Source organism: Pseudomonas sp. LBUM1666 (assembly GCF_059695775.1).
Window position 1 is genome coordinate 3900893 of the sequence record NZ_CP166789.1, and the last position, 25233, is coordinate 3926125.

General features: G+C 57.4%; 20 protein-coding genes and 3 pseudogenes. 10 read left to right on the forward strand and 13 right to left on the reverse strand.

Features of this window, described 5'->3' with window-relative positions; translation table 11 throughout:
- Nucleotides 1-610: 610 nt before the first annotated feature.
- On the forward strand, nt 611-1714 hold the full coding sequence (locus ACA056_RS17890) for a transketolase-like TK C-terminal-containing protein (RefSeq protein WP_497266580.1): 1104 nt from the start codon (nt 611-613) through the stop codon (nt 1712-1714).
- 11 nt (nt 1715-1725) lie between these two features.
- Here the strand turns inward: ACA056_RS17890 and ACA056_RS17895 are convergent, their stop codons facing one another.
- Entirely contained in the window at nt 1726-2178 is a 453-nt protein-coding gene (locus ACA056_RS17895) for a MarR family winged helix-turn-helix transcriptional regulator (protein ID WP_497266582.1), read from the reverse strand.
- A 172-nt stretch (nt 2179-2350) separates the two neighbouring features.
- Here ACA056_RS17895 and aceE point away from each other — a divergent pair, with 172 nt between their 5' ends.
- Nucleotides 2351-5020, forward strand: a complete 2670-nt coding sequence (gene aceE / locus ACA056_RS17900) for a pyruvate dehydrogenase (acetyl-transferring), homodimeric type (protein WP_497266584.1) — start codon at nt 2351-2353, stop codon at nt 5018-5020.
- A gap of 417 nt (nt 5021-5437) precedes the next feature.
- Here the strand turns inward: aceE and ACA056_RS17905 are convergent, their stop codons facing one another.
- From ACA056_RS17905 to ACA056_RS17955, 11 genes and pseudogenes are all read right to left on the reverse strand, one after another.
- The gene (locus tag ACA056_RS17905) at nt 5438-6394 is read right to left on the reverse strand and encodes a hypothetical protein (RefSeq protein WP_497266586.1); all 957 of its coding nucleotides are present in this window, start codon (nt 6392-6394) and stop codon (nt 5438-5440) included.
- Nucleotides 6336-6626, reverse strand: a pseudogene (locus ACA056_RS17910) (integrase core domain-containing protein); the annotation flags it as partial. The gene ACA056_RS17905 and the pseudogene ACA056_RS17910, both read right to left, overlap by 59 nt.
- Nucleotides 6627-6630: 4 nt before the next feature.
- Nucleotides 6631-8007, reverse strand: coding sequence for an IS30 family transposase (locus tag ACA056_RS17915; protein ID WP_497266487.1), 1377 nt, complete (start codon nt 8005-8007; stop codon nt 6631-6633).
- Nucleotides 8008-8042: 35 nt separating this feature from the next.
- Nucleotides 8043-8950: pseudogene (locus ACA056_RS17920) on the reverse strand (IS3 family transposase); the annotation flags it as partial.
- A 418-nt stretch (nt 8951-9368) separates the two neighbouring features.
- The gene (locus ACA056_RS17925; protein WP_497266588.1) at nt 9369-10352 is read right to left on the reverse strand and encodes a Csu type fimbrial protein; all 984 of its coding nucleotides are present in this window, start codon (nt 10350-10352) and stop codon (nt 9369-9371) included.
- A 16-nt stretch (nt 10353-10368) separates the two neighbouring features.
- Nucleotides 10369-12762 (reverse strand): fimbria/pilus outer membrane usher protein, encoded by a 2394-nt coding sequence (locus ACA056_RS17930; protein WP_497266590.1) that lies wholly within the window; start codon nt 12760-12762, stop codon nt 10369-10371.
- A 48-nt stretch (nt 12763-12810) separates the two neighbouring features.
- Nucleotides 12811-13596: a fimbrial biogenesis chaperone gene (locus tag ACA056_RS17935; RefSeq protein ID WP_497266592.1), complete on the reverse strand. Its 786-nt coding sequence runs from the start codon at nt 13594-13596 to the stop codon at nt 12811-12813.
- Between the two features lie 26 nt (nt 13597-13622).
- The gene (locus ACA056_RS17940; RefSeq protein ID WP_497273562.1) at nt 13623-14075 is read right to left on the reverse strand and encodes a Csu type fimbrial protein; all 453 of its coding nucleotides are present in this window, start codon (nt 14073-14075) and stop codon (nt 13623-13625) included.
- A gap of 52 nt (nt 14076-14127) precedes the next feature.
- A complete protein-coding gene (locus ACA056_RS17945; RefSeq protein WP_497266594.1) occupies nt 14128-14664 on the reverse strand; it encodes a Csu type fimbrial protein in 537 nt (178 codons plus the stop codon).
- A gap of 17 nt (nt 14665-14681) precedes the next feature.
- Complete coding sequence (locus ACA056_RS17950) at nt 14682-15221, reverse strand: Csu type fimbrial protein (RefSeq protein WP_497266596.1); 540 nt, start codon at nt 15219-15221, stop codon at nt 14682-14684.
- On the reverse strand, nt 15215-15706 hold the full coding sequence (locus ACA056_RS17955; RefSeq protein WP_497273563.1) for a Csu type fimbrial protein: 492 nt from the start codon (nt 15704-15706) through the stop codon (nt 15215-15217). Before ACA056_RS17955 ends, ACA056_RS17950 begins: the two co-directional genes overlap by 7 nt.
- A gap of 533 nt (nt 15707-16239) precedes the next feature.
- Here ACA056_RS17955 and ACA056_RS17960 point away from each other — a divergent pair.
- Nucleotides 16240-16512: pseudogene (locus ACA056_RS17960) on the forward strand (PAS domain-containing protein); the annotation flags it as partial.
- A gap of 201 nt (nt 16513-16713) precedes the next feature.
- The gene (locus ACA056_RS17965; RefSeq protein ID WP_497273564.1) at nt 16714-17805 is read left to right on the forward strand and encodes a methyl-accepting chemotaxis protein; all 1092 of its coding nucleotides are present in this window, start codon (nt 16714-16716) and stop codon (nt 17803-17805) included.
- 199 nt (nt 17806-18004) lie between these two features.
- On the opposite strand, the gene ACA056_RS17970 is transcribed toward ACA056_RS17965, so the two are convergent.
- Nucleotides 18005-18892 carry a LysR family transcriptional regulator gene (locus ACA056_RS17970; protein ID WP_497273565.1) on the reverse strand — a complete coding sequence of 296 codons (888 nt, stop codon included), beginning with the start codon at nt 18890-18892 and terminating at the stop codon, nt 18005-18007.
- A gap of 105 nt (nt 18893-18997) precedes the next feature.
- Between ACA056_RS17970 and ACA056_RS17975 the strand changes: the two genes are divergently transcribed.
- Genes ACA056_RS17975 through ACA056_RS18000 form a run of 6 tightly spaced genes read left to right on the forward strand, consistent with a single transcriptional unit; the run spans nt 18998 to nt 25219 of the window.
- The gene (locus tag ACA056_RS17975; protein ID WP_497266598.1) at nt 18998-20365 is read left to right on the forward strand and encodes an MFS transporter; all 1368 of its coding nucleotides are present in this window, start codon (nt 18998-19000) and stop codon (nt 20363-20365) included.
- On the forward strand, nt 20346-20756 hold the full coding sequence (locus tag ACA056_RS17980) for a DUF4440 domain-containing protein (RefSeq protein WP_477800135.1): 411 nt from the start codon (nt 20346-20348) through the stop codon (nt 20754-20756). The genes ACA056_RS17975 and ACA056_RS17980 overlap by 20 nt, the downstream gene beginning before the upstream one ends.
- Nucleotides 20757-20763: 7 nt before the next feature.
- Entirely contained in the window at nt 20764-21711 is a 948-nt protein-coding gene (locus ACA056_RS17985; RefSeq protein ID WP_497266600.1) for a flavin reductase family protein, read from the forward strand.
- A 13-nt stretch (nt 21712-21724) separates the two neighbouring features.
- Complete coding sequence (locus ACA056_RS17990) at nt 21725-23029, forward strand: Rieske 2Fe-2S domain-containing protein (RefSeq protein WP_497266602.1); 1305 nt, start codon at nt 21725-21727, stop codon at nt 23027-23029.
- On the forward strand, nt 23007-23492 hold the full coding sequence (locus ACA056_RS17995) for an aromatic-ring-hydroxylating dioxygenase subunit beta (RefSeq protein WP_497266604.1): 486 nt from the start codon (nt 23007-23009) through the stop codon (nt 23490-23492). Before ACA056_RS17990 ends, ACA056_RS17995 begins: the two co-directional genes overlap by 23 nt.
- 17 nt (nt 23493-23509) lie before the next feature.
- Nucleotides 23510-25219 (forward strand): NAD(P)/FAD-dependent oxidoreductase, encoded by a 1710-nt coding sequence (locus tag ACA056_RS18000; protein WP_497266606.1) that lies wholly within the window; start codon nt 23510-23512, stop codon nt 25217-25219.
- The last annotated feature ends 14 nt before the right edge of the window (nt 25220-25233 follow it).

The following is a 25233-nucleotide window of genomic DNA, read 5'->3' on the forward strand; positions in this document are numbered from 1 at the left end:
ATTGCCTGTTACCCTTGATCTTGCCAACTGCGGCTTTGGCGCTCGACACAGCTGCAAACGAGTACCTAGTCCGGTGGAAGGCTGTCAGGAGCGCACCCGCCGAAGGCCTGGCGCTGATGCTCGTGAACAGCAACGAACAGTGCTTCCGCTTCGAGGCGCAGCTTCTCCACTTCTTCCGCAGGCTAAGTCTCTGCGCTTCGTGGTACCGGCGTAATGCTTGCACCGCCTGTTCCATCAGCGGTTCGCCTGTTTTTACTTTTCACCCAGGCTCTGGTTTTCCTCGCTATCTCTATCCTTACTCATCGCATTTCCTTTCAAACTTTCAGCTACCCGTCCTATCACGCACTTCCGCATCGGCTTAGGTAATCGGCTACCTTCCTCAGTGCGTGAAGGGCAGAAAACGGCCAATTGCAGTCCTTCGCGACAGGCATTAACCGGCCGAAGCGGACGGTCGCACAAGCGCTGCGCACACTGGCTTCCGTCTACAGGGCAATGGGTAAGACGCGTTCATGAGGAGACTCCATCCCATGGCAATCTAATTGCATTTGCAATCATATTAAGGCGTGCAGTATGGTGCAAGCATGACGGAACGCACGGAGATTTTCGGAATATGATCGGCTTTTCCAGCTTCAGCAAAACACCAGATACCCGCCTTGCCGCTCAGGCCTGCATCGATAAAATCCGAACCCCGGCACATCAACACACCGCTGGCTTCTCCTCTCCGCTTTACACCATGATCGATATCGCCAACCGACTGGAAAGGGATCCGGGAACGGCCAGGCATGTCTGGGTCATCCGGTCCGACAAGCAGTCTCAAGTCGAAAGCTGTCACACACGTATCAGCGCCTGGCCTCTGCGCTTTAGCCATACTGCCTGCGCCAGCGAAAAACCGCTGTTGTACCTGACCAGTTCTGCGACATCAGCCGAACTTTGCGCACTTTCAAACGAGTCCGCCCGCCGGGGCATTCTGTGCAATGACATAGAAACCCTGCCCTCCCGCTGGCCTAAAGGCGCTCACCCCTGGGTTCCGCTTTGGCTGGCCGCCAACCCGCACTGCCTGCCCTTCGACCCCGCCAGCGGTGCCGAAGCGCACGCCATTGCGCTAGCTGCGTTGCAAAGTTTGTATGTGGAAGACAATGCCGGCTTCTATTACATGGCGCTTCACGATGAACCCAATGATTTCGTCGCCCCCATCAGCCACCTTAGTGCGAGCCAGGCCTTCAAGGGCATGTACAAACTCAACGAGATTGATACAGATGCCGGGCAACCCCGGGTCCGCTTGTTGGGCGCGGGGCTGGCCTTGCAGTCGGTAGCCTCAGCGGCGCAGATGTTGCGTGATGACTGGGGCGTCGAAAGCGAACTCTGGAGCTGCCCCAGCTACACCCGCCTGGCCCGTGATGCAGACAAGGCACAACGCTGGAACCGGATGCATCCTGACATGCCGCGGCGGTCGTCGCATTTGCTCGACTGCCTGAGCGCCGATGATTGCCCGGTGGTGGCTGTGACCGGTTATGCCCAGCATGTCGCCGATCAGATCGGTGGGCATATCCAGTCACGGTTCGTGGCGCTCGGCGCGGACTCAACCGAAACATCTTCGGGCAAATCGGTGGATAAACGCTGGATCGTGGCACTCGCTCTGCGAGCCCTAGCCCAGGAAGGTGTTATCGCGCAGGCGTGCGTCGAACAGGCCATGGGGCGTTATCTGCTGCAATGACAGGACAACGCTCAGCCCGCTCGCCCACTGTTGCGCGCTGCCATTGCGGCCCGCTCAAGCGCGTCACTGAGGAATCGCTGTTGCTCGTCGTCGAATTGCGACAAAAACAGCTCGTCCACCGCCCCTTCATAGATTTTCCACATTTTTTTACGCAGCACTTTCCCGCTCTCGGTAATGGCGGCATACGCACCACGGCCGTCATCGCTGGCACGGCTGCGTGTGACCAGGCCTTCGGCCTCCAGACGGTCCACCAACCGGGTGAGGTTGTAGCGCTCGATCGCCATCACGTCAGCCAATTCGCTCATGCGTCTGGTGCCTTCAGGGCCGCTTTCCAGGCCCCATAACGCGTCGTACCACGCGTACGCCGGCAGCCCGGCAGCCGCCAGTCGACGCTCGATTTCCCGGATCAGGCAGCGGTGGGCCCTGACGAATCTGAACCAGGTATCCGGATCGCTTGAAGACATGCATCACCCTTTTCATGACATCGATTTAGTTGCAATTGTAGCGTGTGGCAGGCTAAGTTCTCGCATGTAGTTGCAACTGCAACTACAAATATTCTTTTAGGTTGGCGTCGACCCACGCCCCTTAGCCAGGCACCCAACGACTCGGTGCTGCTGCACTGTCCAGGAGACGACGATGGCACAACAACCCCTGTTTCTCGACGAGGATCCACAAGAAACTCGCGAATGGCTCGAATCCATCGAATCGGTGGCGAGCGTCGAAGGGCGTTCTCGCGCTCACTACCTGATCGATCAGATGCTGGATTTCGATGCCAGCCGCCATGGTGATTTTTACGGGCGCGTCACCACGCCCTACGTCAACACAATCCCGGTCGACCGTCAGCAGCCCTACCCCGGAGACCTGACAATAGAGCGCCGGATCAATGCTTATATCCGTTGGAACGCTTTGGCCATGGTGCTGCGCGCCGGAAAACATTCGAACGTGGGCGGGCACATCGCTTCCTATGCCTCGGCAGCCATTCTGTACGACGTCGGCTTCGAGCATTTCTTCCGTGGGCGCACCGAGCAGTTTGGTGGCGACATGGTGTATATCCAGGGCCACTCTTCACCGGGCATCTACGGGCGCGCCTATCTGGAAGGTCGCCTGAGCGAAGAACAGCTGGACAACTTCCGCCGCGAGACTGACCGCGACGGTGTCTCGTCATATCCGCATCCAAGGCTCATGCCGGACTTCTGGCAATTTCCGACGGTGTCCATGGGACTAGGACCGATCACCGCCGCGTATCAGGCCAGATTCATGCGCTACCTCGAAGACCGTGGCCTGAAAGAACATCAAGGGCGCAAAGTATGGGCGTTTCTCGGTGACGGAGAAATGGACCAGCCGGAATCCCTGGCGGCGATTTCCCTGGCGGGTCGGGAGAAGCTCGACAATATTATTTTTGTCGTCAACTGCAACCTCCAGCGTCTGGACGGACCGGTGCGCGGCAACAGCAAGGTCATTCAGGAGTTTGAAAGCCTGTATCGGGCGGCCGGCTGGAACGTTATCAAGGTGATCTGGGGCAGCGGTTGGGATGCCTTGCTGGAAAAGGACAAAAGCGGCCTGCTACGCCAGCGGATGATGGAATGCGTGGACGGCGACTATCAAAACTACAAATCCCAAAACGGCGCTTACGTCCGTGAGCATTTTTTTGGCAAATACCCCGAGTTGCTGGAACTGGTCAGCGACCTGAGCGACGAAGAAATCTGGAAGCTCTCTCGCGGCGGCCATGACCCGGAAAAAGTCTACAACGCCTACGCCGCCGCGATGCGCCACACCGGCGGGCCGACGGTCATTCTGGCGAAGACCGTGAAAGGCTTCGGCATGGGCGAAGCAGGCGAAGGCCAGAACATCAACCATCAGCTCAAGAAGATGGGCGAGGACGCTGTCAAAGCGTTCCGTGATCGTTTCGCGCTGGACCTCACCGACGATCAACTGGGCGACATGCCTTACCTCAAACCGGCAGCGGACAGTATCGAGGCCCTTTATCTGCAAGCCAGGCGTACCCAACTGGGCGGTTACGTGCCTGCACGCTTCAGTGCAGTCGAGCCGTTGCAGATCCCGCCATTGTCGGCCCTGGACACCCAGCTCAAAGGCACTGGCGAGCGCGGTATTTCCACCACCATGGCGTTTGTGCGCATCCTCGGCACGTTGCTCAAAGACCCGAATATCGGAAAGCTGATCGTGCCCATTGTCCCGGACGAATCACGCACCTTCGGTATGGAAAGCCTGTTCCGCCAGATCGGCATCCATTCCCACATCGGCCAGTTGTATACCCCTCAGGACGCCGGTCAACTGAGTTATTACAAGGAGGCGCGGGATGGGCAGATCATGCAGGAGGGACTGAACGAGTCCGGCGGGATTTCTTCGTGGATCGCGGCGAGTACTTCGTACAGTACGCACGGCGTGACGACGGTGCCCTTCTACATCTTTTATTCAATGTTCGGCTTCCAGCGCGTCGGCGATCTGGCCTGGGCGGCTGGCGATGCCCGCGCCCGAGGTTTTCTGCTGGGCGCAACGTCCGGCAGAACCACGCTGATGGGCGAAGGCCTGCAACATGACGATGGTCACAGCCATGTGCTGTCCTCCACCGTACCGTGCTGCGTGTCCTACGACCCGACGTTCGCCTATGAACTGGCCGTGATCATCCAGGATGGCATGCGGCGAATGTATGTCGAAAACCAAGACATTTATTACTACATCACGTTGTTGAACGAAAACTACGCCCACCCGCCCATGCCCGAAGGTATCGAGCAGGACATTCTTAAAGGCATGTATCGACTCTCAGCCCCGGCGCAGCCAATCGAAGGCAAGCACGTACAACTGATGGGTTGCGGTTCAATCCTGCAAGAAGTCATTGCCGCCGCGCAGTTGCTGGAGCAGGACTTCGACGTCAGCAGCGAAGTGTGGAGCGTCACCAGCCTGACCGAACTGCGTCGGGACGGCCAGGATGCCGAACGCTGGAATTTGCTGCACCCGCATAAGGCGCCACGTATCGGTCACGTTGAAAGTTGCCTGCAAGATAAACAGGGTCCGGTGGTGGTCGCGACTGATTACATGAAGATATTCGCCGACCAGATCCGCCCGTTCGTGCCCATGCGGCGCTTCGTGGCATTAGGCACCGACGGTTTCGGCCAATCGGATACCCGAGAATCGCTGCGCAGGTTTTTCGAAGTGGATCGCCACTTCATCGCGTTGGCGGCCTTGAAAGCGCTGGCCGATGACGGAGGGGTGCCAAGGGAAAAAGTAGCTGAGGCGATTGCGCTTTATGGGATTGACCCGGAGAAACAGAACCCAGCGAAAGTTTGAGTCTTATCTGTTGTAACTGCCTCCCACTGTAAATCGGGAGACGGCTTCTGGCCGCTGTGTTTGCAGCGGCCTTTTTATGGACTCTATTAACCTACCTGCTATTTCTTCGCGCAGATACGAAACTTCAAACCAGCCCCCCGCAGCCCGGCGATTCGACAGTTTGTTTGTGAGGGGACCTCGGCAAACTCAAGCCAACAGCTCGGTGATCCACCGGGGCCTGCCGGGCGATATCCTGCACCTTCTCCTTGTTTGCGGCCCCTCGCCACAGGCAGAAAACGGCCAAGGGCGGCCGGTCACAAGTGACAGCAGGCCAACGAACGGGGCTCTGGCGTCTCTAGAAAGCAGTCACTAAATGCACACCAAGATAAGGTAGTACCTCTTGATAGCGCCGCCGTCAGCACCTCGTCAATGCCTAGCTCAAAGTATCTCTTTGAAAGTACTATCACCAAGCCAGGACATTGTTTCGACAGGTGGATTGATGAGCTCTAAGGTCGTTGAGTTCTTCCGATGCCATAGCCTGATGACCGCTGGTGTCGTATAAGGAGGGGGCACGTCCTTAATAGTCGTTAATATGATTTTAACGCTTTCCTCTAGATGTGGCCGTTCAGCATGCCGCACAGCCTCCCAAATTGATTCAAGCTCGGTCGTGACCTTGCGAGGCAATGGGTCCACAGGGAACCGTGTACCTAGTTTTTTTAGATCAGCCTTAACCGGCCCCCAAATATCTCCACCATCACGCAGTAGCTGCTCCGCATCGAACAATAGATGCAGTGCGTGCATCGTCATTCCGCTAGTTCCTATTGCTGTGGTTTCAAAGTCGACAACACCCACCGGCGCACCACAATATTGAGAGAAATTTCTAAGTTTGTAGATAAAGCGGTAAGCGAAAACGCCATCGAATGCAGCTTCTATATGCTTGCGAAATGCTCCAAAGACTTCTGGAATTTTGGCATATTCTCTCTTTAGACGTGTCTCAGTGTGATCTAGGAATTGTCGTACGGCGGCTAAGAAGTTCAGAAAATGGCGATTGACTTCTATTTTCGCTTCCCGCTGTAGCACGCCACGTCCGCCGGGACCTGGTTGTTTTTTTGATAGTTCCCTTGCGCAATTCTCAAAGGCTGCAAGGTTTCTTCTTACGATCTCGATTAGAGAGGTCGCTTCGTCATGATTCAATAGGTGTTGATGAGCCTTACAGTAAGCGACAGCTTCGGGGGCAGTGAGCTCGCGAACCATATTAATATTTCCAGGGTTCATCGCCGCCAATCGCAACACTTTGTCAGGTTTCGCGCCTGCAGTTCCTACCATATTGTAGTGGTCAACTAATCCCGGACACGACGTTAAGTTTTTCTTCGGCCCGAGCTGGCGCCAGTCCATCGTTGAATTGATGGGGCCGAATCCAGTTGTACCGATGCATCAAGAAATCACTGATATCGCGTTGGGCTTCTTGAGCAGTCCTGTAGCCCGTGGTCGGTATCCATTCTGTTTTCAAGCTGCGGAACACGCGCTCCATCGGCGCGTTGTCCCAGCAATTTCCCCGACGACTCATGCTCTGACGCATTCGATAACGCCACAGTCGCTGGCGAAATAAACGACTCGCATACTGGGCGGATTCAACCGGTCGTCGCAACACTGGATTGTTGAATTGATTTTAGATACTTGTTTAGTGCTTCGGCAGGTGTTTTCCAGCCGAGTGTTTTCCGAGGCCTTGTGTTCAGCGCATGGGCTACGGCTTGGATCTCTTGGGCACTCCAGCGAGACAGGTCGGTACCTTTCGGGAAGTATTGGCGCAGAAGACCGTTCGTATTCTCGTTCGTGCCGCGCTGCCATGGACTATGAGGGTCAGCAAAAAAGACCTTCACTCCGGATTCGATGGTAAATCGAGCGTGATCAGATAGTTCCTTTCCACGATCCCAAGTCAAAGATTGCCACAATTCGATGGGTAGGTCAGTCACCGTCTTCTTCAGTGCATTGGCCATAGTGACAGCCCCGTAGCCGGCCAGCGCCGGGCCGTTCTTCGTTCGAGGAATTAGCCCATAACCTTCCTCGCGAGGCAGGTGGACGAGCATGGTGAATCGAGTTGAGCGCTCGACCAGGGTTCCAATCGCAGATCGGTTCAGACCGATGATCAGGTCTCCCTCCCAATGCCCTGGTACAGCCCGGTCTTCCACCTCAGCAGGGCGACTGGAGATCATGACATCCTCGCTGACGTGCGCCCATGTTTTGGCCTGCGCCCTAGCTCTCGGCACACGCAATGCTCGCCCTGTGCGCAGGCAGCTCACTAGCTCGCGCTTAAGAGCTCCTCGCCCCTGAATATAGAGGGCCTGATATATGGCTTCGTGAGAGATGCGCATGGATTCATCGTCCGGAAAATCGATCTTTAACCGGTTGGTAATCTGTTCGGGCGACCAGCCATTGACCCATTTACGGTCACTGCGATGTGGTTTATTTCGGCCTTTGAAGGGAGCTTGTCGAGGCCCAACAATCTCGCGACCATTAGCGCCGTGAACTTTACCCTCCAGACGGTCTTGCACGTAGTGACACAGCCGCGGGTTAGTCAACAGTTTCGCTGGCTTCGGTCTTTTGGCAACCAGTTCTGCCTTCCATTGTGCGACTGAAGCACGATACTCAAGCCGACCGCAACGAGTTGCAGCATTACGTGTCAGTTCCCGTGAAACTGTCGACGGGCTTCGTCCAAGGAGACGCGCAATCTCACGTACGCCAACACCTTTCGCCCGAAGCAGCCCAATCTCTTCTCGCTCTGCGAACGATAAGTACCTTCCGGATATTTGGTTAGACATGAACAATGGCATCCCGCCCCGATGACGGAACCAGCGTGTGCCTACCGCTGATGATACGCCAGTCGCCTCCGCTGCCTTTTCGCTTGTGATCCCGGTTGCGATTTGTTTCCAGAACAGCCGCTCGATTTCATTACGAAGTGACGGCGCACCTGGCGAACGCATCGCTCCACGCCCCGTCAACTTTTGCATCCAGCCTGCAGACCGTCCCATAAACACCTCGATCAAAGGTGTTGCGACGACCGGTTGAATCCGCCCTGCGACCCTTGATCAGAGTGAAACAGCAGGCCCTGAGGCCTTCCTCGTTGTTCGTAGGCCATATCCAGCGCCTTGATAACCAGCTCGGCGTCCGGCTTTTCCGACAACGCCCAGCCCACCACCCGGCGCGCGCAAAGATCCATCACGACAGCCAGATAATGCCATTTCCCCTGAGCCCAAATGTAGGTGATGTCGCCGCACCACACTTGGTTGGGTGCCGGGACATCGAACTCCCGATTCAAGATGTTCGGGATATCCAACCGCTCAACCGTCGCCCGTTTATAAGCATGAGACCCTGGCTGTTTGCTCACGAGGTCAAGCTCACGCATCAAGCTGCGTACTTTGAACCGACCGAGTTGCTCACCATCGTCACGCATCAACGAGAGAATGCTACGGCTGCCGGCAGCACTGCGACTTTGCGAAAACAACTCGCTCACCCGGCTGCGTAGCCGAAGCCGTTCGACATCAGGCGTTCGACGCTTGAGGCGGTGGGCGTAGTAACTTGAGCGGTTGATTTCAAACACTTGGCACAGCCAATCAACCGGCTCGTGGACGCTCAGCTGATTGATCAGCGCGTACGCTTGTGATCTTCCGACATCAAGAGCGCGGTAGCCTTTTTTAGTATCGATTTCTCCCGTTCAAGGCGGGCGATCCGGGCTTCCAGCTCCTGGATTTTCTGCTGCTCTGATGTCAGCGCTTTGCTCTGCGGAGTAACGCCTTGGCGTTCCTTCTGAACCTGGTCAACCCAACGGCGCAGGGCCGACTCGCCGACGCCGAGTGAACGGCTGGCTTCGATGTAGCTGTAGTTTTGCTTGAGCACGAGGTCGGCAGCCTCGCGTTTGAACTCAGCGGAAAAGGAACGGCGTTGTTTGGTCATCTGACACCTCGATCTGGCGAGCATTCTCGCCTAAATGGGTGTCCGGTTTCATTAGACCACTACATATTCAGTCATCGCCTCAGTTTATTGCATACAGAAATTTGCACGATTAGGACTCAGATCTGCTGATTGTTTCAACTCTCTATAGCACTCGTAACGTACAGGAACCGCTCGGCCAGGCCTACATCAAGGTTTAGCAGACCTGCACTCAATGACCGCTATGGGGCGGTCGTTAGCTGCTTTTCGTGAAAGGACAGCTTGGGGTCGACTGCGGTCTGATGCCACCGGCGGCACCCTCGTGGCAGCAGCCATTCCGATGGGCTGCAAGCCGAGTACTGATCCTGCAGCGGTTTAACTATGCAATAGTTAGCCCGTCGGACCAGCCGACCACACAAATGCTCAAGCAAACCCTGCGGCTCTAGAAGCCTACGTCCAGCACCACATTGTCGATATACGTCCCCCCCGGCGGGGTGTTCTGGTCCGTGTAGATCTTGGCGTTGTAGTTGAAAATCTGACTGCCGGTACCCAGGCCGTTGCCCGGGTTGACCTCGGCCGTGGAGCTGGCGCGGCGCGCGGTCGTCACACTGCCCCAACGGGTGGTGGTGGCGCTCTTGAAGATGTCATAGGCCAGCAGATTGCTGCCGGAGATCATCTGCCGCCGCCCGCCCACGCTTGCCGGGTTCTGGCCGTCACTCAAGCCCACGGTGTAGGCACTGCCCTTGGTGCAGGCGATGTTGATGGTTTGGCCGGTCACCGCGGCGAAGCCACTGACCACCGGTGCGCTGCCAAAACTGATATTGGGCGCGGTGATCTGGCAGTCATTGGTCACGGTCATGCTGACGGTCAGGCTGGCGACGCCGCTATTGATGTCGCGCAAAATACACAGACTACCCAGCCCCAGGGCCGCGCAGTAATTCCAACTCCAGGCAATGCTCAGCGTTTCGGTGTAAAGGCCAGCTGCCACATTGCTGCCGGTAATGCTGCTCAGGTAGATCGGCACGGTTTTATTGCCGGGTCCGGAGATCAGGCCCAGGCTCTGGGCAATACCGTTGCTGGCAAAGTCGAACTGGGTCCCACGAGTGATCGGGTAACTGGTGCTGTTATTGGCGTAAATCGTATAACCAATGACGTCACCCGTCGGGCCGACCATGCCGCTGGTCGCCGAAGTGATCGTTGCATAGAAGTGATCGCTGGCCGCCAGCAGCGAGATCAACGTCTCTCCACAACTCAAGCCGGCGTTGGTGGTCGAGCTGGTCTGGGCGGCGGTACGCACCGTCATCGAACTCACCGAGCCGAAACCGGCCGGCATGGTCGACACCACTGAGCAAGCCGCCCGGGCCTGTTCCGCGAAACCCAGGCTTGCCAGCAGCGCCAGGGAGTACCCCCCTTGCTTGAGCCGCATGTCCACACTCCTTACGTCATTGACAAACCAACGGGCCAATCAGCGGCACCTGTTCCTGCTTGATGTCCAGTTCGAATGTCGCCTGGCACGTGTGGCCCTCGCCCACAGTCACCCGCAACGTGTTGTGCTCGGCCAGGCCCTCCAGGTAGACCAGGCCATCCCAGCCCACCACCGCCTGCGCGCCGCTTTGCTCATGCTGCACCAGGCTGCCCAGGGGCAGGTCCTGGTGCTGAGCATCCACCAGGGTGATGCTGGCCGCAATGACCCGGCGCACTGGAAACTCCAGCACGTAGCCGCTGCCTCGGCGAACCGCGACGCGTTGTTCGACCTGCGGGGTTTGCACGTTGGACGGCAGGTTCAACGGATCGATTTCATACTTGGCGCGGTAATACGCGCTGCTCCAAGGCACCAGCAAATGCCCGTTGCGGTCGGTTTCCCCTACCTTCTGGTTCTCGTAGAGCACCGGCACACCGGCAAAGCCATCGGTGCTGACCACCACAAAGGCGTCATTGACCCGATTGGCGGCGAAGACTTGCTTGTCCATCCAAACCAGCGAGCCGCTGGCGTCCGCCCAACGGGTTTGCGCATCGCTGCTGCCATACACGCCAGCCTGCAACTGCACCGATTGCAAGCGCCAGATCAGGTCCGCCTGGCGATAGGCCGGACCGTCGCCATGAGCGTAGCCGAGGTTGTAGCCAACGCCGCCATCGGTGGGGACTGCACGGCTGTAGTTGACCCGCTGACGATTTTCCCCGGTCTGGCTGCGTTCATTGCCCAGGCTCAGGCTGCCGTACATGTCGAAGGGGATCACCAGTTGCGCCTGCATGGCCCAGTTGGTGTCACCAATCTCGCGGTTGGCGGACAGGTAGAAACTGGTGTTGTGCCACAGCTGTTTACTCCAGGTCAGGTTCAACAGCCGCGTGCGTGAATCATCCGCCGCCTGCACATCAAAATAGCCGGCGCCAATGCTACCGTAGCTGTCCAGATTCAGGCTCAGGGTCACCTGTTCGCTGCGCTTGCTGAGGCTGGCGTATGGCGTGTCGATCAGGGTCAGGTCGGCGTACTGGTCACGACGCCGTACCCTCTGGTAGGACAGGCTGTAGCGCTGGCTGCTGTACTGATAGCCCAGGCTAAATTGCTGGCCTTTCTCGCCGTCGAACTGACTCTGGCTGAGGGCCGTGTTGAGCACACCGAAGTTGCCCAGCCGCAGGTTGCCGCCCAGCCCTCCCAGGGTCAGGGAATTGGAAGCTTCGGCATGGCTCTCCAGGGTGAACGTGTCCGATAGCCCGTAACGAAAACTGCCGCTGGCCACCCCGGGCCCGTAGCCAAAGTCCCGTACGGTGTAGTCCCGGCGCAGAGTACCGGCGGCCACCGAAAAATCCGAAAGGCCTTTTTGCAGCAGCGTACTGGTGACGTAGAACGGCACCGTAGTCGAAACCTGTCGACCCAGGGCATCAGTGGTGACCACCACCGCTTCACCCGCGCCGTTGATAAAAGGAATATTGGTCAGGGTGTAGGGCCCCGGCTGCAGGTCGGCACCGCTGGATTTATAACCGTTGATAAACAGGTCCACCGACGATGGCACGGCGGCCTCACCGGCGAATTGTGGCAAGGGGTAAGTCACCAAGTCCGGGCGCACGGCAAAGTCCCGGGACAGTTGCACACCCCCCAGGCGTACCGAACTGCTCCAGGGCAACGCACCGCTGATCACGTCGCCGGCCTCGTAAGTCAGCAGGCGTTCATCGTCGGAAAAGCGCCAGGTGGTGTCATAGCGCCGGTAGCCATTGTTCAGGGTGCTGCCTTCCACTTGGGAGCCAATGGTGCTGCGATACTGGCCGGTGTTGGACAGCGTACCCCAGGTATCAAACAGCCGTACTTCATTCCAGACGGCCAGGTAAGTACCGCTGTCGTCGGTGTCGTTGAGGTACACGTCATAGTTGAGCAAGGCGCCAAAACTGGTCATCGCCTGGGTACGCGGGTAGTTGCTGCGGTTGCCGATGAGCTGATCCGGCAACCAGGCTGGCGGCACATTCAGCAACAAACGCTGGCCCTGACTGTCGTAGTCACTGTGCAGCCCGGCCAGGCTGTCGAGTGCGACTTCTTCGGTCACGCCAGCGGGCAGATTCATACCCACGTCACGCAAGGTGGCCGCCGGCAGGAACAACCGTTCGGCACGCTGATTGACGGCGACCACCCGGCCGGTGTCCATCTGGTTGACCACAAGTTCCAGAAACAACTGTGCATCGGCAACAGCCTCCATATTGCCGGGGGGGGGCGGCAACGCAGCGGCCATGCCCAGAGGCGCGAACACCAGGCCATACAGGTAACTCACTGCCAACACCGATCGCCACAGATAACGATGCCGATCATGGCTCATGAAGGCTTTGTGTCCTTCAATGGACATCTCCATCCTGTTAATAGCAGGGGCTGCCCCTGCATCACGCTCCAGACCGTGGCACTACCGTGCTGGCTTAATGTTTTCCACGTTTGTTGCCCCGTTGATCCGCACCTGCAACGGCTGATCGGCCGGCACCGTATCCGGTACCGGCCAGCGCATGGTCGCGCCCGGCAGCACGTAGCCGAGCAAGCCCTCCACCAGCGGCCTAGACTGGCCGCCCTGCTTGAGCGCGGCATCAGTCAGCCGGGCGTGCACCGCACCTTGATTGCGCATTTCCACATAGTTACGCCCGGCGACGGTGACCTTCTTCCAGCTCAGATCAGGCTTGCCCGCGCCTTTCGGATCCCGCTGGCGGGTGCTGTCGTCCTTGCTCCACAGGCCGGGGCCATAGACGAACAAGGGCACCGAATAACGCATCTGAAAGCGGATGGCAGCAGCCGTCTTGCCATCGGCAGGTGGTGCTACCGGCGTCGCCGAAGGGATTTCATCGATGATGATCCGATAGGCCAGCTCCTGGCCCGGCGGTACTTCCCGGGTTCGGGTCAGGCGCACCAGTTGCTTCTGCCCAGGTTCGATCTTGGCCACCGGCGGGCTGCCAATCACGTCGCGCTGGTTCTGGTATTGATCATCAAACCCGCTCTGGCTCCAGGCGAACACACGGATTTGCAGGTTGGCAGTCTCGGTGCCACGGTTCTCCAGCCACAACGCGCTGGCCTGTTGATCCGCTTCCAGAACCGGATCAATGGGCCAGATCAGCACGGAGCTGGCGGCCTGAACCTTTCCCATGCCTAACGCCACCAGCCCGATAAAACCCGCAACCCATAACCGCCGGGAAGCTGAATACATAGACCCCACTCCTTATGCCAATAGCCTTACCACGACAGCTGCACCTGCAACACGTCGCTGTACGTCCCCCCAGGCTGATTACCCGGTAACTGCACCTGTCCGTAAATCGGCAGGGTGATGTTGTTGGCGTTGCTGTAGGCCACGTTGACGCTCTGGCTGATCCCCAGACTCTGGCTCAGCGCGGCATCCCGAAACAACTGGTACGCCACCTGTGCACTGCCGCTATTGAGCTGCAGGTGCCGGCCACTGCTGTTGTACAAACCACCATCGACGCTCATGTTCAGGGTCACTCCCGGCGTGCATTGCAGGGTCACACTGCCGCTCAGCGGTACGGAAACGCTGCTGGTGGATAACGCCGAATAGGTGCCGAAGGTCAGGCTGCCATAGTTCGACCCGCCGCCGACCACCAGGCAACCCGGCGTAATTGTCGCGCTGACCTGGAATGTTTGGGTGGTGACCGCCAACAGTGACACCGGCATCCCCCAGCCGATAACCACCGCCGCCGTCGTGTACCAGACGCCTTTCATGGCTCTAGAACGTCAGTTGCACGGATACCGTATCGGTGTAAGTACCGGCCGGCAGCCCCGTCTTGCCCACGGCTTGACCGTAGATATTCACGGTTTGCGCCAGGCCTGTGCTCGCGCCCACGTTGATCGTTCCGCTGATAGCCAGAAGCGTCGAATGCCCGGAGTCGGTATAGAAATCATAAGGCACATAATTGGCAACGCCGTCGTACAGTGCCCGGGTACCGCCCGTCGATTGGCCGTCATGGGCCCCTGCGCCCACGGTGATCACCGGCGATGTGCCCGAAGAACACTGAATGGACAGGGCGCCCCCACCGCCGCCCAGCACTTGGCCGTTGGCCGTGGTGAACTGGCTGTTGGTGGTACCAAAATTGAGCGTACCGAAGTTCAAGCCCGTGGTACCGCCCACGCCATTGACCAGGCAACTGTTGGTCAATATCAGGGTGGAACTGATTTGCCCGGTCACGGTGGTCGCCGCCTGAGCGCTGGAGGCCAACACCAGCGCCATCAACGGAAGACCTACTTTCGAGACAAGTGCATGCATGATGTTCTCCTCATGGTTTACCAATCCAGTGTCACCGTCAGGGTGTCTGTGTAGATCCCGGCCGGTAAGGCCCTGGCATTCGCCTCCACCGAGCCGAATACCAGAATCGGTATTTGTGTGCTCTTGGTCACGACGAAATTGCGTTGTTGGCCGATGCTGTAGCTGTTGCGACCGGAAGCATCGGCAGAAAGACGATAGGGAATGGTCTGTCGACCGTTGCTCAGACGCCGGGTGCTGCCGTCGCCATGGGCACCACCATCGATGGTCACAGTGAAGCTGCTGACCGACGGGTTGCAAGAGACCGCCAACGGCGCCCTTTCACTGTCACTGATCTCGGCACTCGAGCGGTTGTCCCAAGTCGGGCCATGGTTACCGAAATCCAGCACCGCCACCCGGCCGTCCGGGCTGACCGGGGCGCTGTCGGTGCCTTTGCTCACCTCGCAGCTGGCGGTAATCACCAGCCGCGCGTGAATCTGCCCGCTGACGGCAGCGTTGGCGTCATCGGCCAGCAGCAAGAGGCCGGCCAGCGCCGCGAAGGCACAACGGCGGGCTACCATGTCACCGTCACCTTGAGCAGGTCGGAATAGCGCCCAACCTGGGGAATGCCCTTGAGCGGCTCAATACGCCCGTAAAGCGGTAAATCCACCGACCCTGAATCCGGTACACGACCGCTGACCGGCACATCCACGGCCAGAGGGATTCGCCGGGCGGCGTCGGTATAAATCCGATAGGGAATGGGTTTGCCTGACGCAGACGCGGCAGCCAGGTAACGCACCTCGCCAACGCCACCGTGCAGGCCACCGTCGACTCGTACCTGATAGGGCGTATCCGGGTTGCACTCCAGGCGTGGTTGGCGCTGGCTGATCAGCGCGGCACTCAACGGGCCAGCAGGGTCATCCAGGCGCGGGCCGCTGCCAAAATCCAGCACCCCGAGTTGTTCGATACCGGTACTGCGAGTGGTACCCACCAATTGGCAACCACGCTGTACGTCAATGCGCACCTCCACTTGGAGCTGTGCACCGTAAACCATGTCGCAGAGCATCGCGCTCACGACTGCCAAGACTGCGTGTCCCTTCACTGCCCCAATCCTTGTACAGGGGTGATTGCTGTGTATGAGGTTAGCAACGCAGGGGGAATCTGCCAGTCGGATCAGGTCTTGACGCCGGGCGTGGGGGCGGCTGACGGCCAGAAGCGACTCTCGAACGCTCAGCGCTCAATCCGGACGCTACTCAGATTCGGCACATGGCTCCCCGTAGCTAAACTAGCGCAAGGCTTTTTCATTCAGGCGCTATGCTTTCCACGATGCGCTCACAGCATGGCGCCCAGATTGAGACAAGAAAATCATTTATTCCCATAGAAAGTCCGCCGTACTCTGACTTTTTGTTGTTCTCCCTAACCATTGCAGGCTCAACATCGTCGCACGGGCTTAATCCATGCCAATAACCGCACTACAGTCACCGCATAATCGACAAAAAAATAAATGCAACCAATTGTTATTAAAGTATTTTTAGTAATATCGCATTAACTTTTCTGAATGGCAGTCGATGGCCTTATAGGAACCAGGGAGCAGTCATAATGAGAAATAATCAGCCAGTTACGCAGCGTGAAATTTCACTCGTCCCTCAGCAGAAGCTCATCTCCACAACAGATGCAAGAGGCGTTATCACATACTGCAATGACGCCTTCGTCGAGATCAGCGGTTTCAACAAGGTGGATCTGATCGGCGCGCCGCAAAATATCGTTCGTCACCCCGATGTACCCTCCGCCGTATTCGCCCACATGTGGGCCGCCCTTAAGCAAGGCAAGCCCTGGATGGGCATCGTCAAGAACCGCTCCAAAAACGGCGACCACTACTGGGTCAATGCCTACGTCACGCCCGTTTTCGAAGGTAGCCAGGTCGTTGGTTACGAATCGGTCAGAGTAAAGCCGACGGCCAACCAAATCCGCCGCGCCCAAGCGCTCTACAAGCGCATCAGCCTCGGAAAGGCTGCTGTCCCAAGCCGGGATCAATGGCAACCCGCCCTACTCGGCTGGGTGCCGGTTTTGGCGATGGGTTTAGTGGGCACGCTGGGCGGCGTCTTTCTCAGCACTGCTGAGGCCATCATGCTGGCTGTCGGGGTATCGGTTCCGGTCGGGCTGATTGTCTCGCGCCAGCAAAATCGAGGAGCGCTGCGTTTGTTGGAAATGGCTGAAGCCTCAACCTCAGACTCGTTGCTGGCCAAAATGTACAGCGACGAGCGCGGCCTTCAGGCGCGTCTTGAAACGGCCTTTGAGAGCCAGGCATCCCGGCTCAAGACGTGCCTGACTCGGTTACAAGACACCGCAGAGCAACTCACAGGTCTGGCCGGAAGATCTGACGGCCTTGCCTCCGATAGTTCGCGCGGACTCGAACGCCAACGAGTCGAGACTGAGCAAGTGTCAGCCGCCGTAAATCAGATGGCGGCGACCACACAAGAGGTCGCCAGCCATGTTCAGCGCACGGCTGATGCCACCCAGGAAGCCAACGTGCTGACCGGGCGTGGACGCGACGTGGCCCGAGACACCCGCGAAGCCATTCAGCGCCTCTCCGTGGTGGTGGGTGAAACAGGGCTGACGGTCGCGCAATTAGCTAAAGACAGTAATGAAATCGGGATGGTGGTCGACGTCATCAAAGGCATTGCCGATCAGACCAACCTGCTGGCGCTGAACGCTGCCATCGAAGCCGCGCGCGCGGGAGACATGGGTAGAGGTTTCGCGGTGGTCGCCGATGAAGTGCGCCAGTTGGCACAGCGCACGACTCAGTCCACGACTCAAATCCATAGCCTGATTTCCAAGCTACAGGTCTCGTCCAACAATGCCGTAAAGACCATGGAAAGCGGGCATCGACAGGCCGAAGAAGGCGTCGCCTGGGTGCTTGAGGCAGACAAAGCATTGGTCGGTATCAGCGAAGCCGTAGCGCACATTACGGACATGACCACCCAGATTGCCGCGGCGACAGAAGAGCAAACCGCCGTAGCAGAGGAAATCAGCCGCAACATCACGACCATCGCGAATCTGGCAGATCAAACATCTGAACAGGCGAAACATTCCGCAGAGCTGAGTAAGGAATTAACTCAAACAGCCATGACCCAGTACTCATTGGTCGAGCGATTTAACCGCTAGTCAATCAACCTGCTCGACAAAAGCCCGCTATGCGCGGGCTTTCTAATTGCATTTGTATCCGTTCGCTCTGGGTCGATTTCGGCCAGTTGTGACAGGCAGAAATCGCCAAAAGCAGACATTGGGCTTGATCAGTCAAGACGAGTATCCGGTTAAACGAAACCCCCTTGAATCTCTCGATTCAGGGGCTTTTATTTGGTGCTTACTGCGCCAGATGTAGCAACAGGAAATCGATGAATGCCCTCGATTTGTGGGGCAAATGCGGGCTGTTGGGAAACACCACGTTGACGGTCTGCGAGGGCAGCGAATAGTCGGGCAACAACCGGATCAGCCGCTCGCTGGCGATATCGTCCTTGATCACCCAGGCGGGCAGCACCGAGACGCCTAGCGACGACAACGTCATGGAGCGGATGGCCGTGGAAGAATTAGATTCAAACTGATTGATCCCGTTGATCTCGACAGCCCCCAAGTGCGGATGGCGCAACGTCCACTGGGTCGGTGCCTGCAGGTTGCTGTTGGCGATCCACGGCACCGAATTCAGGTCCTGAGGATTCTGCACCGGGTGACGTGCAAGAAACGCCTCGGTAGCCACCAGGACAATTTCATAATCCGCCAGTTTACGGCTCTTGAAAGCCGAGTCCGCCAAATTGCCTAAACGGATTACCAGGTCTAACTTTTCCGCCACCAGATCATTGAGTGACGAGTTGAAGTTATAACAGAGTTTTATTTCCGGATAGCGTTCTATAAATTGCGGTATCAACGGAAGAATATAGGCCTCGCCGTATTCACTGGTGGAACTGAAGCGCAACTTGCCGGACACCCGATTATGCCCTTCTAATACATTATCGAAGGCGTTATCGATGTCCGCGACAATACCTTTGAATTCTTCATAAAAGTCCTGACCGATTTCGGTGAGGTATATATTTCGGGTATTTCTAATCAACAACGTCGCTGACAGCACGTCCTCCAGCGCCTTGACATGCAGGCTGGCCATGGCCTTGCTGATGCTCAGGTAATTGGCAGCCTTGGTGTAAGAACCAAAATCGACCACGGCCAGGAATGTCTGGACCCGATTAAGATGAGTGTGCATAGAAATATGGCTCACTGTTAAATCCCGTCAAACATTGTTTCAAGGATAGTCGTATCGACAGTTCAAGTCCACCACCCCTATTCTTTGCGGCAAAGGGGAAACAACATGACCTATCGCTACAAAGTTGCACTGATATTTCTGATCGGCTTTTTTATAGACTGCATTAACATCTTTATGTCAGCGGTCGCATTACCGAGTATATCGGCAGCGCTGCACGTTAGTACTTCAGACGTTGCCTGGGTGGCTAACGCTTATATTCTGGGGCTGACACTGATCATTCCGGTCAGCACCTGGTTGGCCGGTCGTTTTGGCAGTCGGGAAATCCTCACCGCCTCGATGATCGTGTTTACAGCCTCCGTGTGGATGTGTGGGCTGGCCAACAGTTTCAACGAGCTGGTGATCTGGCGCTTCGTCCAGGGGATTGGCGGCGGCCTGTTGATTCCTGTCGGACAGGCACTGACGTTCAACCTGTTCAAGGGCGAGCAGCGGGCGAAAATATCCACGTTGGTCATGGCCGTTGCCCTGATTGCGCCCGCCATTTCACCGACCATCGGCGGCATCATCGTCGACAGCAGCTCCTGGCGCTGGGTGTTCTACAGCAACATCCCGTTCTCACTAATCGCGGCATTGCTGTCATGGTTCTGGATCAACGAAGCGCGACCGACGACTTTGCCCAGACCCGACATCAAGGGCTTGCTGCTGGTCAGCGCCGCACTCGGCAGCCTGCTGATGGGCATGTCGTTGTATGGCGGCGACGCTCCGGCATGGGTGGCCGCCCTCTTCGTCATGGCCGGCGTTACGTTCGTCGTGCTGTACGGGCTGCACTACCGCACCTGCAAAAATCCGATCATTGAACTGAGCCTGCTCAAAAGCAAAAAACTCAGCACCTCCATCTTTATCTATTACGCGATTCCCGGTGTGTTCACGGGGGTCAACTTGATGAGCATCTTCTTCCTGCAAAACACCCTGCACTTCAGCGCCCGACTGACAGGGATGTTCATGATCCTCTACGCCATCGGCGCATTCATCGCGATGCTGATCTGTGGCCGGGTCTATAACCGGATGGGCGCCAAGCGGCTGTTTGCCCTCGGCATGCTCTTGCACAGCGCCGGCATCGCCACCCTGTTACTGGTAAACGATCCCTCAGACTTTCTGGTGATCGTCATCGCCTACAGCTTGATGGGGATCGGCGGTGGCATCGGTGCCAACACAGCACAAACCACGTCGCTGATGGACTTCGAGGGCAATGACACCCACAAGGCCAGTGTCATCTGGAACATCAACCGACAGATGTCATTCAGCATCGGCGCTGCCCTCTTCCTGATGGTTTTCAACCTGCTCTTGAAGCATTTCGATACCACCCAGGCCTACCACGTGACCTTTGCCATCGCCGCGCTGGTGGGCCTGTTCCCACTCTTTCAACTGAGTCAGTTGAACACTCAAAAGGACTGTCATGCACAACAAAATAGTTGAACAGGCGCACCACAGCATTCATCACGTGCACGAGCTGATCCACACCCTGTTCACCGACGCAAACGGTAAGGGGCAGGCCACGCTTGAACCACTGATATCGGCCTTTGCCGAGCACTTCACCATGGTCACCACCTCGGCCGCCATTGTCAGCCGGGCGACGGTCGAACAGATGTTTAAAGGTGCAGTCGGCGCCAAGCCAGGCCTAGAGATCGTCATCAGCGATCTGCAGACGGTCTGGCAGGAAGGCAACAGCGTGGCGATTCGCTACAAGGAAACCCATCGCCTCGGCCAGCGCGAAAGCTCACGGGTTTCGGTGGCGATCATTGGCATGCATCACCACAACGCCCAATGGATCTACCTGCATGAAACGCCGCTAAGCCAGGAAAGCTGATTCTCGTATGAACTACACAATCACTGATTACCGAATGCTCTCGGCCTCTATAAAAGAAATCACCGTCAGCCCGCTAGCAACGGGGTGTGCGGTGCCGGCAGCGGGCGCACATTTCAAATGGTTCATTCCCGAACTGAATGAATGGCGGCACTACTCGGCGGTACAGCTGGCAGACCGCACTACGCAGCAAGGCAGCGTCGTCTTTGCCATCCGGCTCACTGCCGACTCGGTCAGCAGTCGCTACATTCGTTCGCTGGCCGTCAACGACACGGTGCAGCTCAATGGCCCGTTCAATACGTTCACCTACCCGCTCACTGAAGACGTAGGCAGGGACATTGCGATTGCCGGCGGCATCGGCATTACGCCGCTGACCGGGATCCTTCAACACCTGACGTCATTGAGTCGAAGCGCCCACCTGCACTATTTCGCCAGGAGCGACGATGACGCGGCCTATGCCTTGCCAATGCAGGCACTGCTGCAGGAACGCTTGCACTTGCACTTCTCCAATCAGCCCGAGGGCCGTCGCTCTGTCAGCCAGGTGCTGGCCGATCTGGCTCCACACGACCGGCTCTACGTCTGCGGTCCGCAATCGATGCTCAACGAGGTGTTTTGCCATGCAGAGGCCAATGGCCTGGCGCGCGAGCGCATCCATTTTGAAATCTTCAATGTGGTCCGTGAAGACGATGCGTCGGCCTTTGTGATTGACGCCGTCGAGTCGGGGATCAGCGTCAACGTTAATCCCGATCAATCCTTGCTCGAGGCGCTCGAGGCGGCCGGCCTGGACCCGCTCTATGACTGCCGGCGCGGTGAGTGCGGCGTCTGCGCAATAGAGGTCGTTGAGGGCGAAGTCGATCATCGCGATTTCATCATGAGCGAACAAGAAGCCGCCTGTAGCACAACGATTTATCCCTGCGTCTCGCGGGCCAAAAGCCAACGCCTGAAGCTGGCGATCTAACGAGGACAACCGTTTGGACAATTACTTCAACGGCAGAGAAGTGCACAAATCGCTCTTCCTTGATCAACAGCTCTTTGAACAAGAACAACACAGCGTCTTCGCCGCCAGTTGGTGCTATGTGGGGCACGACAGTCTGATCCCGCAGCCTGGTGACTTTTTCACCACCGACATTGCCCAACAACCATTGGCAATGGTCCGGCAAAAAAATGGAGAGATTGTTGTCCTGCATAACCGCTGCCCGCACAAAGGCGTAAAAGTATTGGCCGAGCCTCGCGGTAACGTCGGCCGGTTCATCCGCTGCCCTTACCATGCGTGGACATTCAAGACCGATGGCGAACTGTTGAGTATTCCGGTGAAGAAGGAATACGACGATTGCGACCTCAGCACGTGCTCTGCCCACAGAGGAATGCAAGCCGTCGCGGCGGTGGAGAATTATCGCGGTTTTGTGTTTGTCCGCCTCCAGGCGGAAGGCATCGACTTCAACACGTTTTTCGGCGAGTCATTATCGACACTGGACAACATGGTGCTGCGCTCACCCCTGGGTCAGCTTCGCATCGTTGGCCAGCCGATCCTGCACCGACATCGCTGCAACTGGAAAATGGTCGTCGATAACCAGACCGACACCTGTCACCCGATGATTGCCCATGAGTCCTCGGCGGGCGAAGCGATTCGCTTGTGGAAGGAAACCAGCGACCAGACCAGCCCTTCGCCCATGGTGGTCGAGCTGTTCTCGCCGTTCATGGCGTCCTACGAGTTTTTCGCCAACATGGGCATTCGAACCTGGCCCAACGGCCATGGGCATACCGGCGTCAGCAACTCGATCCATAAAGCCTATGCCGACATTCCGGGGTATTGGGACTTGATGGTCCAGAGCTATGGCGAACGCCAGGCCACCGAGATTCTCGAAGACACCCGACACAACACCGTCTATTTCCCGAACCTGATGGTCAAGGGACCGATCCAGACGTTGCGGGTGATCAAGCCGATCAGCGCTCAGGAGACGGTGGTCGAGTCATGGATCTTCGAGTTGCTGGGTGCCCCCATCCAGTTGCTGGAAAGAACCGTCCAGTACAACAACCTGATCAATTCCCCCTGCTCGATGGTGGCCCACGACGATGTGGAAATGTACGAGCGGGCGACGGAGGGATTACGCAGTCACGCCAACGAGTGGGTCAACGTGGCACGACTCTTTGAATCGAACGAATCCTATGAGCGGACCCAGGTGGTTTCGGGCACCAGCGAAATGGCGATGCGCAACTTTTACAACAGCTGGCAGCACTTGATGCGGGAAAACCATGCAACTCCACCAGAACAATAAACACGCGATCGAACAGTTGATTGCCAGCGAAATCCAGCTGCTGGACCAGCAAGACTTCAGTGCCTGGCAACAACTGCTGACTCCCGAATACACCTACTGGATACCGTTGAGGCGAGAACAGACCAGCCCCCTCCATGAGTCCTCGCTGCTGTATGAAGACCGGTTTCTGACCACGTTGCGCATCAACCGCTTGACCAACGCGCGTAACTACTCGCAACAGCCCAAGAGTCGCGGTTTGCATATCGCCCAGTGTTCGTTGATCCACCTGGAAGACGATGATCTGAGCGCATCGAGTAGCACCAACATGCTCTATTGCGAAGCCCGCGGTGACAGCGAATGGCATTTCCCGGTCACCGTCGAGCATCAACTGATTAACGTCGAAGGCACCTGGAAAATCAAAGGCAAAAAAGTACTTCTGCTCAATCCCTCCCGAGCGATTGAAAGCCTGCAGTTAATCATCTGATTTATCGAGAATCACACGTGAACGTTATGAGTACCGGCTTCGACGAAGCCACATTTCCCTGTTCCTTTCCGTATGTTGACCTGTTGTACGACTACGGCCAGTTTTTGCGCAATGCCGTCGATGCGATCGGTTACTTGCCACCCGAAACGGCCAACAGACACATCGGCATTGTCGGTGCCGGGTTGACCGGGCTGGTCGCTGCCTACGAACTGCTACGTGCAGGCGCCCGTCGGGTCACGCTGTTCGAGGCCGCCGAGGAACACTTGGGCGGGCGCTTGCTGACCCAGCGCTTTGACGACGACCACCCGCAATTCATCGCCGAAATGGGCGCAATGCGCTTTCCTCCCAGCGAGGTCGGGTTGTTTCACTACCTGAACCGCTTCGGTATCGAAACCACTGAAGCATTTCCCGACCCCGGTGTCGTGGACACTGAAATTCACTACCGCGGCGAGACTCATCACTGGGCGGCCATGCAGCCGCCGCCAGCGATTTTCAGCACGGTCCATCGGGGCTGGAATGCGTTTTTGAAAGAAGGCGTGACCTTCGATGACGGCACCTGCCTGGCGCCACCGTTGTTACTGACCGAGTTACTCAAACAACACAACTACGCGGAAGTGCAGCCGGAATGGCAGCGCTATCTGGATTGCTTCGGCGACAGCTCGTTCTATTCGGCCATGGTGCGGATTTTCACCGGCAGTAACCCGCCCGGCGGACAACAGTGGCGCAAACCCGAAGACTTCCATCTATTCGGGTCACTGGGGATTGGCTCGGGCGGTTTCCAATCGGTCTACCGCGCCTCCTTTACCGAAATTCTGCGGCTGGTGGTCAATGGCCTCGAAGTCAATCAACGGCTGGTGCCGATGGGCATCTCGTCGCTGTCGGAGTTGATTGCCGATACGTCATTCAACGGCATGCCCCTGCGCGACCGAATCTGTCGCACCCGCATCGAGTCCATCAACAAGGGCAATAACGGTGAAATCCTGCTGGCCGGCAGCAATGGCGAAACCTATGCCTGCGACCGGGTAATTACCACGACCACCACCCGGGCGCTGCAGGTGAACATGAAGCTCACGCAGAACCAGGCCTTCGTGAATCGTGATGTGGCGCGGGCGATCAACGAAACCCATATGGTCGGTTCGTCCAAGCTGTTCATCCTGACCAAAGACAAGTTCTGGTTGAAACACGGACTGCCACAGAACATCCAGACAGACACCTTGGTGAAGGGCGTGTACTGCCTCGATTACGCGCCTCAGGATCCTGAGTCCTGGGGCGTGGTTTTGATCAGCTACACCTGGGAAGACGACTCCCACAAGATGGTTTCAATGACCGACAAAGTTCAGCGCTGCCTGCGTCTTGTCGATGAACTGGCCATGAGCGCTCCAGAGTTTGCCAGCCACCTGCTACCGCTCGATGGTAACTACCAGCGCTACGTCCTGGAGTATGACTGGCTGACCGACAAGCATTCGCTGGGTGCCTTCAAACTCAACTTTCCGGGTGACGATATTTACTCGGAGCGCTTGTTCTACCAATTCAAAACGGCCCTCGACCCACAACAGGACACGGGGTTGTACCTCGCCGGGTGCGGCTGCTCTTTCACCGGTGGCTGGGCGGAAGGCGCCATTCAAACAGCGCTCAACGGTGCCTGTGCGGTGATCAGTAGTCTAGGTGGCGACTTGATTGCCGACAATCCGCTGGACGGGCTGCACGCTCAATACCGCTATTGCTGACGCCTTCATCGCAA